This is a genomic window from Bartonella ancashensis (genome assembly GCF_001281405.1).
GTDB lineage: Bacteria > Pseudomonadota > Alphaproteobacteria > Rhizobiales > Rhizobiaceae > Bartonella > Bartonella ancashensis.
The window spans coordinates 386,565-401,972 of record NZ_CP010401.1; the positions used below are offsets into that span (position 1 = coordinate 386,565).

The window sequence follows — 15,408 nt, forward strand, 5'->3', positions numbered from 1 at the left end:
TTGCAGCTAAAATTAAATAAATTTCAAACTTTCAACAAAAGATAATCTAAAGATTTTCTTTTCCAAGATAGCTTCCTACATCATGAAATATTACAAGCTCTTTTTCCGTTATTGCTCACCAACAATCCTTATTTTTTCGATTGTTTTGCTTTTTATTTGTGTAGATTTCATCATTTTTTCAGAAAAAGTAAGATATCTTGAACCTCAAAGCCCCTTACCGGAAGCCGATGCAATCATTGTCTTGACAGGTGGGCATAACAGAATAACAACAGGACTGCATCTCTTACAAAAAGGACTAGGTTCACGATTATTAATCAGTGGAGTTAATACAAAGATCGATCCCAAAAGACTAATCGACACTGCGCTTATTGATCCACTTCTCCTTGCTTGTTGTGTTGATTTTGGACATCAAGCAACAAATACCAGAGGCAATGCTGAAGAAAGTGCTTCTTGGATTAAACAATATAATTACAAAACAGTTTATATCGTTACCCACGATTATCATATGGCACGCTCCCTACTTGAATTTAAACAACTGATACCTCAAGTCAGTTTCATCCCTTATCCTATCAAAGATCGAGAAACTGTAGATTTTATTAAACAAATGAATCAAATTCGTATAATAACTTCTGAATATCTCAAAAATATCTATGTTCGCATCAGAACTTTATTAAATTTGGGCAAGCCCACTTCTACAAATATCTCAGATGCGGCAATAGACTTTCAGATTTTAAAAGACATGAATTTCACTGCCATCAAAGTCATTGGATAAATAACTCCTACATAAGCACGAGATCTATATTATCTTTATAAATGGAATGACTGGCAAAATTTCTTTTTTCATCGATGATTCTTCTGTGTCTCCACAATAGATAAAAATTTCTTACAATGCGAATATTGTCCCTTTATTCCTTAAATGCAAATATCATCCATAACAACGTGAATGACTCTGCAACATACCCCATAAAAGAATTTTCTTACAAAGGCAGATGAAACCACGCATATTTCCTGAACACCACACCTCTTCTTAAGGTCGTGAAAAGGTAAAATGACCGTACCTTTTTGTACATAACTCTTGTTATCTTTAAGATAAGGATTATCCATGCATCATGTTCTTCATAACAAATAAATATCAGTCCCGTGCAAGGGCAATAACAGGATCAAGTTGTGAAGCTTTTCTTGCTGGGAAAAACCCAAAACATATACCTATAAATCCTGCAAAAAGAACTGCAGAAACAATTAAATTAAATGTATAGACCAAGCGGATCGGTGCATCAAACAGTACAAATAAACCACCTACTGAAAAACCCAAAAGGACCCCCAAAATACCCCCAATCGCACAGACTAAAATCGCTTCAATTAAAAATTGCTGCAAAATATCACTTTGACGGGCACCAACAGCCATACGCACACCAATCTCGCTAATCCTCTCAGTAACGGTAACCAGCATAATATTCATGACCCCAATGCCCCCAACAATTAATGAAATTGTTGCAATTGACGCAACCAACATAGTTAAAACTCGCGTGCCTGCCATAAGATGCTCAAGGAATGTTTCTGAATTTTGAATGAAGAAATCTTTCTGACCATGTCGTTTAATTAAAAAACGTTGTACAGCTGCCTCAGCTAATCGCGAATCTACATTATCAGCAATTTTCAGCGTAATTGCGCGAACACTCGTTGTTCCTAAGAAACGTGTTTGCAAAGCCGTATAGGGCATATAAATCTGCAATGTATTAGATGGACCGGATTCTTGATGAGGAGCGACAACACCAATAATCCGTGCTGGTACCTGGCCTATACGTATAATTTTTCCAATAGCACTTCCACTTTCATTAGGAAAAAGAGTGGAAATAGCACTTCTTTCAATAACCAAATCAATGGCGCGCTCATGGATGCTGCGCTGGTCAAAGGTCTGTCCTTCAATAACTTTGAACCCCTGTGTCGCAAAAAATTGTTCGCCTACACCCATAATCACAGCACCAACTTCAATAGAACCATAATTAACTGTTGAGCTTGCTGAAATTTGGGGAGTTGCACCCGTTACATAAAATAATTGAGAAAGTGCTTCAGCATCTGCCTCAACCAAGCTGGTTATCTTTTCTGCTTGCCTATCAGAAAAATCTTTCCCTGGTAAAATTGTTAATGTATTGGTTCCAAAACCTTGAAAAATTTCAAGCAATTTTCGTTGCGTGCCTGCACCTAAAGAAACCATCACAACAACAGAAAAAATACCAATAATAACCCCAAGCATTGTTAAAAAAGTCCGCATACGATGTGCCTGCATTGCTAACAATGCCATCATGAAAGATTCACGAAACCGATCAATAAAAAGGTGAACAAAACCAAGCTTATGGTTGGTGATTAATGGATCTTTTATTTCAGATATCTGCCTATGTTCTTTTTGTGTATTTTCTTCCCGCTCATTATCTTGATCTTGATGCGTTTTTGACAAGCTATCCGCAATAATTTTTCCATCACTCAATTCGATTATGCGCTCCGCTCTTTTAGCCACATGCATATCGTGAGTAACAATGATAATAGTGCGTCCATCTTGATGAAGTTCATCCAGAATGCGCAAAACTTCTTCGCCGCTTTGTCTATCCAAAGCACCAGTTGGTTCATCTGCAAGAATTATATCAGCATCATTCATCAAAGCACGCGCAATTGATACACGCTGTTGCTGCCCCCCTGAAAGCTGATTTGGGTAATGCTGCATGCGATCACTCATACCCAGACGCGTCAACAAGCTCTGTGCTCGTTTTTTCCTCACTCCCGGCAAACATTGTGCATAAATGGCTGGCATTTCAACATTTCCAAGGGCTGTCAACATCCCTAACAGGTGATAGCGTTGAAAAATAAACCCAAAATGATTACGCCGTAAAGCAGATAAATCATCAGCAGAAAGTGAAGCTATCTCTTTTCCAGAAACGTAATAACGGCCAGAACTCGGTCTATCAAGGCACCCTAGAATATTCATTAATGTTGACTTGCCTGAACCAGAAGCACCAACAATTGCAACCATTTCACCCCGGCGAATGGTAAGATTAATATTCTTCAATACACGAACAGCCTCTTCACCTACACGAAATTCACGCTCCACACCTTCCAAAAAAAGGATAGCATCTGTTTCTGTTGGCTCTGCTTGCATATCTTATATCCCATCACTATCATTCAAATCAGACGGCATAACCGTTGTTGACGCATCACGTGAACCAATAATCACGACATCACCTTCATTGATTCCCGAAACAATTTCAGCCATTGTTCTATTATTGATACCGACAACAACTTGTTTTGTTACAACCTTATTTGCCCCAACCAAAATTTGCACCCATGCTTTATTGTCTTTTGTTTCATTGTGTAAAGCATCACTTGGAACCAATAAAACATCCTGAGCACTATTCAATATGATACGAGCCTGAGCAGTCATGTAGGTCCGCAAGAAACCGTCACTATTATCGACATGAACAAGTCCATTATAATAAACCGCAGATGATGATAAAGAACTTGTACTTCCTGATAAACCAGGATTAATGCCTATATCTGCACGTATTGATTCTGGTGCAGGATCTACTCTTTCTAAGGTGCCTTCATAGCGGCGCTGAATATTCCCTAATACTGTAAAATAAAGGGGTTGTCCGGCATGCACCCTAAGAATATCAGCCTCAGAAATCTGCATGGTTATTTTCATTTTTGACAAATCCCCTAAAATAGCAACCGTTGGAACCGATTGAACGGCATTAACATTTTGTCCTTCTTCAATAATCGTTGCAAGAACTGTTCCTGCTAAAGGCGCTTCTATACGCGTATAACTCAAATTAGCCTCTGCGCTGTTTACATCAATTTGCGCTTGTGTGATTTGCTCCTTAAGTTGAGCAAGCTGTGCTTTACGTATTCCCACCTGCACTTCGGCTTCATCAAATGTCACTTTTGAGGTTGCATGGCGTTCTATCATCTGTCTCTGACGATCTAAATTAGCTTGTGCTTGAAAAAGATAAGATTCTTGTTCCTGTAACCTGGCATTATAATGGGCTAAAACAGCTTTTTTCCTTTTAAGATCATTTTCTTCGTCGGTTGCATCAATCTCCGCCAGTAAATCGCCCTTTTTCACAACATCTCCAGGAACGACATGCATTGCAGCAACACGTCCCGTCGTGCGTGCTCCTACAGCAACCAATTTATGAGGACGAACAATCCCAGAAACTAAAACGCTTTCCTCAATGTCACCACGCTTAACAACTGCTGTCATATAAACAGACGTATCTGAAGCAAAAATAGAGCGAGTCACTGAGATAAGCAGGATACAAAAAAGCACACATAAAAAAATGGAAACTTTTTTACGTTCTTTGATAAATTTTTTTACCCATTGTATAATTGAACTCTTTTTCATACATTTACTTCCATAAATAAACTCTTCATCCCAAAACCCAACGCAACTCCCCTTTTATTTTCTCAAAGCTCGAATGCGCTTTCTCCCTCAATTTGCGATTTTGTCATTCTCTGCAATTTCATCTTCAGCAATTATACAATTTGTTAAAATTATTAGAAAAAATTGCTGTGTAGATATTTGCCTAAAAAACAGAAGAAATAGCTCTAGCTCAACTACATTGAAATTCGCCCTTTATAGCTAGGTTACTAATACTAAATAGTGCAGCCTAACAATGCACAGCCAAAGCGTAAAAAGGATGCAAAACCACCTTTCCACGTACTACTCCACTGCCGATTATTACATCATAATTTGTTACTTAAAATAACTAATTTCTCCCTTCCACCCCGTAACTATTTCAAATTTTGCGTGAAAAATCAAATACCACACACACAGGAACATGATCTGAAGGTTGTGCCCATCCTCTCGTATCACGACAAATCGAAAGACTATCAATAAAGGGAACTAAATCTGGAGAAGACCAAATATGATCAAGCCTCCGCCCACGATTAGAAGATACCCAATCACGCGCGCGGTAACTCCACCATGTATAAAGTTTTGTAGGTACCGGAAACTGCACACGCATCACATCAACCCATCCCCCTTCATGACATAAAGACTGTAACCGCTCTGTTTCAACTGGCGTATGGCTTACAACCCCTAATAATTGTTTATGAGACCACACATCATCTTCCAAAGGAGCAATATTTAAATCACCCAATAAAAGAGATGACAAACCATCTCTCTGATCAGCTTTTATGGTCGACATCTCCTCCAAAAAATCAAGTTTATGGCGAAATTTTTCATTAATATGAACATCAGGCTCATCACCACCAGCTGGAACGTACAAATTATGAATTCGAATAGCCCGATGACAAGATTCAATAATAACAGAAAGATAACGACAATCTTCTTTTTGACAAAAAAATCGTTTTTCGACCTTAACAAAAGGCAACCGTGAAACAATTGCTACACCATTATAAGACTTTTGACCATTTAATGCTATATGGGTATAACCTGCTGCCTCAAAGTCCTCACGTGGGAATAAATCGTCAGGACATTTCGTTTCCTGTAAGCACAAAATATCCGGAGAAAAAAGGAACAAATAACGTAAAATATGCGAAAGGCGCAAACGAACAGAATTAACGTTCCACGTTGCAACACTAACCAACATCTGCTTCAATCCCGACGCCGTTGCATTGCAATATCCTGATATGGAATTTTGAACATTCCTGCGGCGAATCGAACTCCTGTGCGTACATTCTTGATTTCAACTGTTGTTTCTAAGTTCTGCTGATCAACAATCGTCCATCGCTGTAATGCATAAGTTTTTGGTTCAAAAACCATCCTAATATACCCTTTTCCAAGAGTTTTATCACGCAAAACAACCGTTATAGCTTCTAAATTTTCAGAAAAAGCCAACAAATTTTCAGATGACAGATTAATGCTATCTCCCAATAATAACTTCATAGGTGTCTGAGATAATTGGTAAAGATCCCAATTATTCAAAGATCGGTTATTAATACCTATGGATCGACCATCCGATATAATGCGTAAAGAACCCTCTTTATAGCTGAAGCGAATTTTCCCTGGACGTTCTAGATAAAACGTTCCTTCCGTTACTTCACCCTTCGGGCCAAATTGTACAAAATCACCTGTCATTGTTTTAATCGCAGCAAAATGATTTGCAATATCCTGAGCACGTACCACTTGAGAAGATGATTGCGCAAACGCTGAAAAAGATAAAGTTGCGCAAATAAGAAAACTACAAATAAATACAGCCTTATTAAATAATATATAAGGTGTTTTCACAGTTGTTCCTTCCCTCTTAATAATTAATAATCTCATATTTATTTAAATAACAATATCTTTACCCACAGAATAAGAAAAAATAGTATACATTACTTAAAACTATATTGAAATGTGAAATAAAACATCTATTTCTACAGTACTTCTTCTTCAGTAGATACTAAAATGTCTCGTTTACCAGCATGATTTGCTGGACCAATGATACCTTCTTCTTCCATCCGCTCGATCAATGATGCGGCACGATTATAGCCAACCCCCAAGCGGCGTTGAATGTAAGAAATTGAAGCTTTACGATCACGTAAAACAATGGCAACAGCTTGACTGTAAAGATCACTACCCACAGAAGCGAGTGCAACATCTGCACTATGATCTTCTGTTTCTTGAGTAATAACTTCCAAATAGTCTGGCCGTGCCTGGGCTTTAAGGTGTGCTACCACCTGCTCTACCTCACCATCAGCTACAAAAGGACCATGAACACGTTGAATACGCCCACCTCCCATCATAAAAAGCATATCTCCTTGCCCAAGTAATTGTTCAGCTCCTTGTTCTCCAAGAATTGTTCGACTATCAATTTTTGAGCTTACAAAAAAAGAAATACGTGTTGGAAAATTCGCTTTTATGGTTCCTGTAATCACATCCACTGAGGGACGTTGTGTTGCCATAATCACGTGAATACCAGCAGCACGCGCCATTTGTGCTAAACGCTGTACTGCTCCCTCAATATCCTTACCAGCAACCATCATAAGATCAGCCATTTCATCGATAATAACAACGATATACGGCATGGGATCAAAATCAAACGTCTCTGTTTCATACAATGGCTGACCAGTCTCTTCATCAAATCCAACTTGAATGGTACGTGTCAGTGTCTCACCCTGATCACGTGCCTCCTTTAGACGTTCATTAAACCCATCGATATTGCGAACGCCAACTTTAGACATCTTACTGTAACGTTCTTCCATTTCACGTACAGCCCATTTAAGAGCAATGACTGCTTTTTTGGGATCTGTAACTACTGGCGTCAACAAATGTGGAATACCATCATATACCGAAAGCTCGAGCATTTTAGGATCAACCATAATCAAGCGACACTCCTGAGGAGTCATCCGATAAAGAAGAGACAAAATCATAGTATTAATGGCAACAGATTTACCTGATCCTGTTGTTCCTGCAACCAAAAGATGTGGCATTTTTGCTAGATCTGCAATCACCGTCTCTCCTCCTATAGTCTTACCTAAAGCAAGAGACAGCTTTGCTTGATTATTAAGAAACTCCTTCGTTTGCAAAATATCCCGCAAATAAACTTTCTCACGCATTGCATTAGGGAGCTCTATTCCAATGACATTGCGCCCTGGTATCACGGCAACGCGCGCTGAAATTGCGCGCATTGAACGAGCTATATCATCTGCCAAACCAATGATGCGTGAAGACTTAATGCCAGCAGCCGGTTCAAATTCGTATAGGGTAACAACCGGACCAGGGCGTGCATCAATCATCTTACCCTTAACCCCAAAATCAAGCAAAATCATCTCTAATTCATGAGAATTTTCTTTTAAAATTTTTGGAGAAAGCCCTGTATCTTTTTCAACAGGAGGAGAAACAGAAAGATAATCTAAAAAGGGAAGAGTAAAATCATCATTTGATGAAATCCTGAATGGATTAAACGCAGCTTTCTGAGCAGAAACAATAGGGGCTTCATATTTTTCATGAGTTATTTCTCTTATTTGCTTGCCATCATCAAAGATTGGCTCAATCCGATCAAAATTCACATCTTTTCGCTGAGATCGTCTGTTCAACAGTAATAAATAGCCCAATCGTGCTTGCACATAATAAATAATATGTAAAAATGCTCCAAAAACTGTAGTGAAAAAACCAAATTTTGTCTCATTAACAATATGGTCAGTATCTTCTTCTACATCGACAATTGGTTCCGTAATTTCAGCTTTTTGAATCTTTTTTTCTGTGCAAAATTCCTTTCTCCACACAACATCGCCAGCACAAATGGCGCTAAAAAAACCTAAAAATGCAAGCAAAATTCCTCCCAATATGCTATAGAATGGAGACGAAAAAAGGAAAAAAAGGAAAAAAGCTGCTAAAATTTTATCTCCTACAAATCCTCCGAAACCAACAGGTAAAGGCCAAGATGTTGATGAAAAAAGAGGTGTTCCCAGGGCAAAGAACGCTGTGAAGCACAATCCTGAAATTAACCATAAAAAAAGACGAAACCTAAAATTACGTATACCCTTATATGTCATCAATAAAAGCGACCAAAAAAAAGGCGATAACAGAATACAGCTGCTTGCCAAACCAAAAAGCTGCATGAAAAGATCTGAAAAGATCGCCCCAGGCCACCCCATGAGATTGGTAACCTTCTGCACATTAGCATGAGTTAAAGACGGGTCTTCTGCATTCCACGTCGCTAACGCAATAACACAGAAAATAATACACCCAAAAAGACCAAGACCAACAAAAACACCAATCTGTCGTAAAAAAAATCTTATAAGTGGTGAACTATGATTACTCGATTTTTCCGATACATCATCATAAAGGGAAGAATTATGGTGCATGAACCAGTTCCAAACGCAAAACAATTTATAGGGAATATACCTAAGACCTTATAACAAAAAAATATAAACACAACCATCTTCACGATAATTTCTTTTTACAAAAGCAAAAAAGTGATACCTAGAGTAAAACAACTCTTATCTCTAATGAATATGTCTCACGTAAAAAGAGAAAATATCATGCCTTCCGATATTCCTAAAAATATACAACATTGCGATCTCTTAATCACAGGTGGTGCAGCTGTTGGCCTAACACTTGCGATAGCGCTCAAACAAGCTGCCCCTGAATTACAGATCAATATCGTTGAGGCATCTCCTGAATATGCGCCATCTTCTAAAGACATACAAGCACTTTCTATTGCAGCTTCTTCTGTCCGCATGTTTCAACAATTACAATGTTGGGAACAGCTCATACCCTATATTCAACCTATCCATTCAATGGTCATCACAGACTCACGTGCTTGTGATCCTTTTAAGCAACCTTTTCTGACTTTTGAGGGAGATGTAACCCCTAACGAACCATTTGCAGTCATGGTGGAATATAATAGACTTTTGGATAGTTTGAAAAAACGCACAAACGATCTAAAAATTCCCCTCATAAATGGAGTAAATGTTGTTGATTTTCACTGCGAAGACCAACACACAATCGTTACTTTAAGCAATGGTGAAATTTGGCGAACACCACTACTTATCGCAGCTGATGGAGCACAATCTCGATTGCGCAAAAGGGCAAATATAAGACATTTTTTGCGCCCCTACAAACAAATAGCTATTCTATGCACTGTTCACCATGAAAAACCCCACTATGGTCAAGCAATACAACATTTTTTTCCTACAGGACCTTTCGCCATTTTACCTCTCAAAGGTAATCAATCCTCTATCGTGTGGAGTGAAGATCGTAAAATAGCCCAAAATTACCTTAGCATTGATGCGGAGCTTTTTTTAATGGAGCTTGAAAAACGCATTGGTCATCATCTTGGGCAACTTTCTTGGAACGGTGAACGACGAGGATTTCCTCTTACTCTTGCTTTAACACGTCAATGTATCAGCCCCCGTTTTGCTCTTATTGGTGATGCAGCTCACACAATCCACCCCCTAGCAGGACAAGGACTTAATCTAGGTCTCCATGATAGTGCTGCTTTAGCACAGATAATCATCGAAGCTACACGATTAGGCCTTGATATTGGCTCTACCACAGTGCTTGAACGTTATCAAAGCTGGCGTCGCTTCACAGTCGTGCGTATGGCTTTAAGCAATGATTGGTTAAATAAACTTTTCTCAAATGATATCTTCGTCGTGCGTACACTGCGCGATATAGGTCTTGGTCTTGTTAATCAAATGCCCAAGATAAAACGCTATCTCATCCAAGAAGCTTCTGGTCTTACACCTAATGCCCCACGTCTCTTACAGGGACATCCACTCTAAAATTGCAAAGGTGGCTATATCGTATTTCCTATTTTCTACCCAATCTTCTAAATGTCATGATCAGAAAAGCATTTACGCCTTGAGTAAGTAAGATAGCAAAGCTTTTAGATTTTCTGCCCAATATACTCATAGATGCACACAAACCAAGGCAGCATAAAACCTTCCCTTAATTGCAAAAACAAAGAAAAGATTACCAAAAGCCTCTCAAAAATATATTACAAAACTTCAAAAATAACCATCAGCTGAACATAAGCGCACAACCTATCTACTTGAGCATATCGTCTCCTATGTTGCCAAAGAAAATATCAACGCGCAGCCGCACTACTCCTTGCTGAAAACATATCGTCTTACCAACTTCCCTTGCGCAAAAAGACAAACACTAGACATTTTCTATATTTTTTGCACTCTCACAGACAAATGCCTACTTTTGTACTATTTACCACTCAAAGACGACGCTCAAGCATAAGTTTTTTAATTTCAGCGATTGCCTTAGCTGGATTTAGGCCTTTCGGGCAAGTCTGCATACAATTCATAATCGTATGGCACCGGTATAACCGAAAAGGATCCTCCAAATCATCAAGACGTTCACCACGCATCTCATCGCGTGAATCCACAATCCAGCGATAAGCTTGAAGTAAAATGGCAGGCCCCAAATAACGATCCCCATTCCACCAATAACTTGGACATGAAGTTTGACAACATGCACAAAGAATACATTCATAAAGACCGTCAATCTTTTGGCGATCAGCGTGGCTCTGCAACCATTCTTTAGCAGGTTCAGGTGAAACAGTCTGTAACCAAGGTTCAATGATTCGATGTTGCGCATAAAAATGCTCCAGATCAGGAACAAGATCCTTAACAACAGGCATAGATGGCAACGGATAAACTTTAATGGGATATGCAACATCATCCATCCCCTTAGTACAAGCAAGGGTGTTTTTTCCATCAATATTCATCGCACACGAGCCACAAATGCCCTCACGGCATGACCGACGCAGAGTCAATGTTGGATCAACATGATTTTTAATGAATAAAAGACCATCAAGAACCATCGGACCACAAGCTGAACGATCAACATAATAAGTATCAAGCCGAGGATTATCATCATCATCTGGTGACCAGCGATAAACATGAAATTCTGTCAATTGTGCAGAAGTTTCAGGTTTAGGCCAAATTTTTCCAGGTTTAACCCGAGAATTTTTGGGCAGCCTTATTTGTACCATGTCTCACTTTTCCTCTAATAAACACGCTTTTTAGGAGCAATCCGCTTTAAATCAATCCCACCCTCTTCTTGAGAAGTTAAGGGATCCACATGAACGGGTCGATATGATAATATAACTTTCCCATTCTTTGATAAATGCGCAAGGGTATGGCGACGCCACTTTTTATCATCACGCTCCGGATAATCTTCACGTGCATGCGCCCCTCGACTTTCCAAACGCGCCTCTGCAGAATGAACGGTCGTGATGGCATTGGCCATCAAATTTTCAAGTTCCAATGTCTCAACTAGATCAGAATTCCATATCAACGAACGATCCGTTACCTTGATATCGAAGAGTTCTTTCCAAATTTCACTAATTCGTTTGCACCCTTGTTTTAAAGAGACAGCTGTACGGAATACTGCAGCATCTTCTTGCATAGCTCGTTGCATTTTTTCACGCAACACAGCTGTCGGTATATGCCCTTGAGCAAAACGCAAATGATCGAAACGCGCCATAATCTTATCAACAGCCTCTTCATTAATTGCAGGAACTGCCGCATCTCTGTCGATAACTTGGCCAGCACGAATTGCTGCTGCACGCCCAAATACAACAAGATCAATCAATGAATTTGATCCTAAACGGTTAGCACCATGAACAGAGGCACACCCTGCTTCACCTACAGCCATCAAACCCGGCTGTACACGATCAGGAGAATCAGCCGTCGGATTTAAAACTTCCCCATAATAATTTGTTGGTATGCCCCCCATATTATAATGCACGGTAGGCAAGACAGGAATTGGATCTTTTGTTACGTCAACGCCTGCAAAAATACGCGCAGATTCAGAAATTCCTGGCAAACGCTCATGCAAAACAGCTGGATCAATATGATTAAGGACTAAGTGGATATGATCCTTCCTAGGTCCAACACCACGCCCTTCACGAATTTCAAGTGTAATGCACCGTGACACCAAATCACGGGAAGCTAGATCCTTAAAGGAAGGAGCATAACGTTCCATGAAACGCTCCCCTTCAGAATTAACCAAATAGCCCCCTTCACCACGAGCCCCTTCCGTAATCAAACAACCAGAGCCATAGATTCCCGTCGGATGGAATTGAACAAATTCCATATCTTGCAAGGGCAACCCTGCACGCGCGACCATTCCACCGCCATCTCCTGTGCATGTATGTGCTGAGGTTGCTGAAAAATAAGCACGACCATATCCCCCAGTAGCAAGAACAACCATTTTAGCAGCAAAACGGTGAATGGTACCGTCATCTAAATTCCATGCAACAACACCTGTGCAAACACCATCGGTCATGATCAAATCAAGAGCAAAATATTCAACAAAGAACTGTGCATTATGCTTCAAGCTTTGCCCATAAAGTGTGTGCAAAATAGCATGCCCAGTACGGTCAGCTGCAGCACAAGTACGCTGAACAGGCGGCCCTTCTCCAAACTCTGTTGTGTGCCCTCCAAAAGGACGCTGATAAATCTTGCCTTCCTCTGTTCGTGAAAAAGGAACTCCATAATGTTCCAACTCGTACACAGCCGCAGGCGCATTACGCACCAAATATTCCATTGCGTCAGTATCGCCAAGCCAATCAGACCCTTTCACCGTATCATACAAATGCCACTGCCAATTATCAGGTCCCATATTTGCCAATGACGCAGCAATACCACCTTGCGCTGCAACCGTATGTGAACGTGTTGGAAAAACTTTCGTAATGCACGCTGTTTTTAACCCCTGCTCAGCCATACCAAGAGTTGCACGTAAACCTGCCCCACCAGCGCCCACCACAACAACATCAAAACGATGGTCTACAAAATTGTAAGGGGTATTTTTTGTCTTTATACTCGAAGATGATGCCTTACCTGCCATATTCTCTTTAACCCCCTAATGCAATTTTAGAAAGAGCAAAAATCGTAAAACCGCCCATGATAAAACAGTATGCAACATTCAATATCAAGAAAAATGCTCTCGTGTTTTTATGTGGAATATAATCCTCAATCACAAGCTGCATTTCTAACTTCATATAATAAAGATTTGAAAAAACCATCAAACCCATAAAAACAGCGACAACAGGATGCGAAAGCCGCGCATGAATAAAATCATAATCCTTGCCAATAAGGGACATTACCAAAATGATGAAAAATACCAAAAGTGGTACATTAACCAAACTTGTTAAATGCTGTAACCAGAAGTGACTTGTTCCTTCATGAGCACTACCAAAACCACGTGCCCTTCCAACAGCTGTTCGATAATCTCTTTTCATCTTTTTTCCCTTGCTAAATGAGATTATAATCAATAATCCAAACTGTAATGGTAACTGCAAAAGAAATAAAAATATTTGCCCACGCAATTAAGTCTGCTTTTCCTTTATCCAAAAAATGAGGAAACATATTACCAATAAAGTGGCGCACATCGCCCACAATATGGTGAATCCCAGCAAATGTATAAAGAAACAAAATACAAAGCCCAAAAGAAGACCCATAAATCTTATTAACTGCCTTGAATGAATCATTTCCGCAGGCAATAGCCATAAGCCAAACTGCGAGTAAAACCATCCCAAAATAGAGAGCTATTCCCGTTATACGATGCGCAATGGACATCGCCATGGTGATCGACCAACGATAAATACTTACATGGGGAGAACGAGGACGATCTTTTGTCGTGATAACTTTTGTCATAAAATATCCTGATTTGGCTTCCACCCTGCTTTATTGTGACTTCATCATGAAGAAGAAACGCATGAGAGCATACATCCTCATTTCCACTTACATCTGATCCCTCAAATGTCTATATGACAGGTCGGTTATCTCAAAAAACGGATTAAAGGTCACGCAAAAAAACCGATTATCAGACAGCTATGGACTGCACGGACTTCTTCTAATACAATTTTACCCGCACGTCAAAGGCTTAACATCTTTTCTGAAGTGCCAATATGCATTTTTTTAGACACTCTTAGACTTATATTTATTGAAATCAGCATAATTTCCTACAAAAACCAAAACCATAGTTCTAATGGAAAAATTGGTTCACATCCCCTTCAGACATGCACATGAATAATCATTTGATTCGACTCAATAAACAAAACTATACGAAATAATTTTATGTCATAACTAATCATCAACTATCTTGTAATAATCAATTATCTCGAAAATGAAGCGGGAATCTTCTTCCCTTCATGCTCTAAAATGCGATCTCTTATTTTTTGTGATTTTTCATTTTCATCATTGTGTAGTTTTTTAAAATTTACGCAAGAATTTTCAATGAAGCAACCAAACAAAAAGCAGCGTGCACCGCTGCTTTTTCAAAAATCCTAGAGACAACTAATTTCAGCTTATTCTGCTGCTTTTTCTTCAATTTCTGTAGCAACAGTTTGTGCTTCTCCCTCCACAACCATCGCCAAATTTTTCTTACGATAATCTTTTTTCTCTGCGATACGAGCAGCTTTTCCTCTTAAAGCACGTAAGTAATAAAGCTTTGCACGGCGCACTTTCCCCCGGCGAACAAGCTCGACCTTTTCAATCATGGGAGAATAAACTGGAAATACACGTTCAACACCTTCACCGTAAGAAATCTTACGCACTGTAAAACTTTCATTCAAACCACGCCCTGACCGAGCAATACAAACACCCTCATAAGCCTGAATACGCGTACGCGTTCCTTCCGTCACGCGGACCATAACACGAACCGTATCCCCTGCTCTAAATTCTGGAAATTGCCGTTTTTCCTCAATCTTTGCACATTGTTCAGCTTCAAGCTGCGCTATAATATCCATTCTTTTCATCCTTCATGTTCTTCTTGAACAGTCAGAGCGCTCAACTCTTGCTGAAAAAATTATCTTCTCAAGGATCAAAGATATTCTCTAAGCTATGCCTTACACAGGAGCGATTACACCATTTCTCAATTTTTTGGATGCACAAAGGGCCCCATTCATCAAGAGAATGATCCCCAAAGACGCGTCGTATCCTACT

At 39.5% G+C, this 15,408-nt stretch carries 12 protein-coding genes; 2 read left to right on the forward strand and 10 right to left on the reverse strand.

Translation table 11 applies throughout. The annotated features are described in order from the left end of the window. Positions 1-82: 82 nt before the first annotated feature. Positions 83-772 carry a YdcF family protein gene (locus PU02_RS01710; protein ID WP_071628355.1) on the forward strand — a complete coding sequence of 230 codons (690 nt, stop codon included), beginning with the start codon at positions 83-85 and terminating at the stop codon, positions 770-772. A gap of 360 nt (positions 773-1,132) precedes the next feature. Here PU02_RS01710 and PU02_RS01715 read toward each other — a convergent pair whose 3' ends face one another. From PU02_RS01715 to PU02_RS01735, 5 genes are all read right to left on the reverse strand, one after another. Then, complete coding sequence (locus PU02_RS01715) at positions 1,133-3,151, reverse strand: MacB family efflux pump subunit (protein WP_053943803.1); 2,019 nt, start codon at positions 3,149-3,151, stop codon at positions 1,133-1,135. 3 nt (positions 3,152-3,154) lie between these two features. Further along, the gene (locus PU02_RS01720) at positions 3,155-4,393 is read right to left on the reverse strand and encodes an efflux RND transporter periplasmic adaptor subunit (protein WP_053943804.1); all 1,239 of its coding nucleotides are present in this window, start codon (positions 4,391-4,393) and stop codon (positions 3,155-3,157) included. A 394-nt stretch (positions 4,394-4,787) separates the two neighbouring features. Next, entirely contained in the window at positions 4,788-5,603 is an 816-nt protein-coding gene (locus PU02_RS01725; RefSeq protein ID WP_053943805.1) for an exodeoxyribonuclease III, read from the reverse strand. 5 nt (positions 5,604-5,608) lie between these two features. Further along, a complete protein-coding gene (locus tag PU02_RS01730) occupies positions 5,609-6,241 on the reverse strand; it encodes a LolA family protein (protein ID WP_053943806.1) in 633 nt (210 codons plus the stop codon). 131 nt (positions 6,242-6,372) lie between these two features. After that, entirely contained in the window at positions 6,373-8,805 is a 2,433-nt protein-coding gene (locus tag PU02_RS01735) for a DNA translocase FtsK (protein ID WP_053943807.1), read from the reverse strand. Between the two features lie 177 nt (positions 8,806-8,982). Here PU02_RS01735 and PU02_RS01740 point away from each other — a divergent pair, with 177 nt between their 5' ends. Further along, the gene (locus PU02_RS01740) at positions 8,983-10,227 is read left to right on the forward strand and encodes a ubiquinone biosynthesis hydroxylase (RefSeq protein ID WP_053943808.1); all 1,245 of its coding nucleotides are present in this window, start codon (positions 8,983-8,985) and stop codon (positions 10,225-10,227) included. A 443-nt stretch (positions 10,228-10,670) separates the two neighbouring features. Here the strand turns inward: PU02_RS01740 and PU02_RS01745 are convergent, their stop codons facing one another. From PU02_RS01745 to rplS, 5 genes are all read right to left on the reverse strand, one after another. Then, positions 10,671-11,450: a succinate dehydrogenase iron-sulfur subunit gene (locus PU02_RS01745; protein ID WP_053943809.1), complete on the reverse strand. Its 780-nt coding sequence runs from the start codon at positions 11,448-11,450 to the stop codon at positions 10,671-10,673. 14 nt (positions 11,451-11,464) lie between these two features. Beyond that, positions 11,465-13,309, reverse strand: coding sequence for a succinate dehydrogenase flavoprotein subunit (sdhA, locus tag PU02_RS01750; RefSeq protein WP_053943810.1), 1,845 nt, complete (start codon positions 13,307-13,309; stop codon positions 11,465-11,467). A gap of 7 nt (positions 13,310-13,316) precedes the next feature. Further along, positions 13,317-13,703, reverse strand: a complete 387-nt coding sequence (gene sdhD, locus PU02_RS01755) for a succinate dehydrogenase, hydrophobic membrane anchor protein (RefSeq protein ID WP_053943811.1) — start codon at positions 13,701-13,703, stop codon at positions 13,317-13,319. Between the two features lie 13 nt (positions 13,704-13,716). Then, on the reverse strand, positions 13,717-14,118 hold the full coding sequence (gene sdhC, locus PU02_RS01760) for a succinate dehydrogenase, cytochrome b556 subunit (RefSeq protein ID WP_053944619.1): 402 nt from the start codon (positions 14,116-14,118) through the stop codon (positions 13,717-13,719). Positions 14,119-14,771: 653 nt separating this feature from the next. Beyond that, complete coding sequence (gene rplS / locus PU02_RS01765) at positions 14,772-15,212, reverse strand: 50S ribosomal protein L19 (RefSeq protein ID WP_053944620.1); 441 nt, start codon at positions 15,210-15,212, stop codon at positions 14,772-14,774. Positions 15,213-15,408: the final 196 nt, after the last annotated feature.

Excerpts from the sequence above, each read along its gene's own strand:
- PU02_RS01745 (WP_053943809.1), bottom strand. The coding sequence starts at position 11,450 with ATGGTACAAATAAGGCTGCCCAAAAATTCTCGGGTTAAACCTGGAAAA.
- PU02_RS01710 (WP_071628355.1), top strand. The coding sequence starts at position 83 with ATGAAATATTACAAGCTCTTTTTCCGTTATTGCTCACCAACAATCCTT.
- PU02_RS01740 (WP_053943808.1), top strand. The coding sequence starts at position 8,983 with ATGCCTTCCGATATTCCTAAAAATATACAACATTGCGATCTCTTAATC.
- PU02_RS01720 (WP_053943804.1), bottom strand. The coding sequence starts at position 4,393 with ATGAAAAAGAGTTCAATTATACAATGGGTAAAAAAATTTATCAAAGAA.
- sdhD (WP_053943811.1), bottom strand. The coding sequence starts at position 13,703 with ATGAAAAGAGATTATCGAACAGCTGTTGGAAGGGCACGTGGTTTTGGT.
- PU02_RS01735 (WP_053943807.1), bottom strand. The coding sequence starts at position 8,805 with ATGCACCATAATTCTTCCCTTTATGATGATGTATCGGAAAAATCGAGT.
- rplS (WP_053944620.1), bottom strand. The coding sequence starts at position 15,212 with ATGGATATTATAGCGCAGCTTGAAGCTGAACAATGTGCAAAGATTGAG.
- sdhA (WP_053943810.1), bottom strand. The coding sequence starts at position 13,309 with ATGGCAGGTAAGGCATCATCTTCGAGTATAAAGACAAAAAATACCCCT.
- PU02_RS01725 (WP_053943805.1), bottom strand. The coding sequence starts at position 5,603 with ATGTTGGTTAGTGTTGCAACGTGGAACGTTAATTCTGTTCGTTTGCGC.
- PU02_RS01715 (WP_053943803.1), bottom strand. The coding sequence starts at position 3,151 with ATGCAAGCAGAGCCAACAGAAACAGATGCTATCCTTTTTTTGGAAGGT.
- sdhC (WP_053944619.1), bottom strand. The coding sequence starts at position 14,118 with ATGACAAAAGTTATCACGACAAAAGATCGTCCTCGTTCTCCCCATGTA.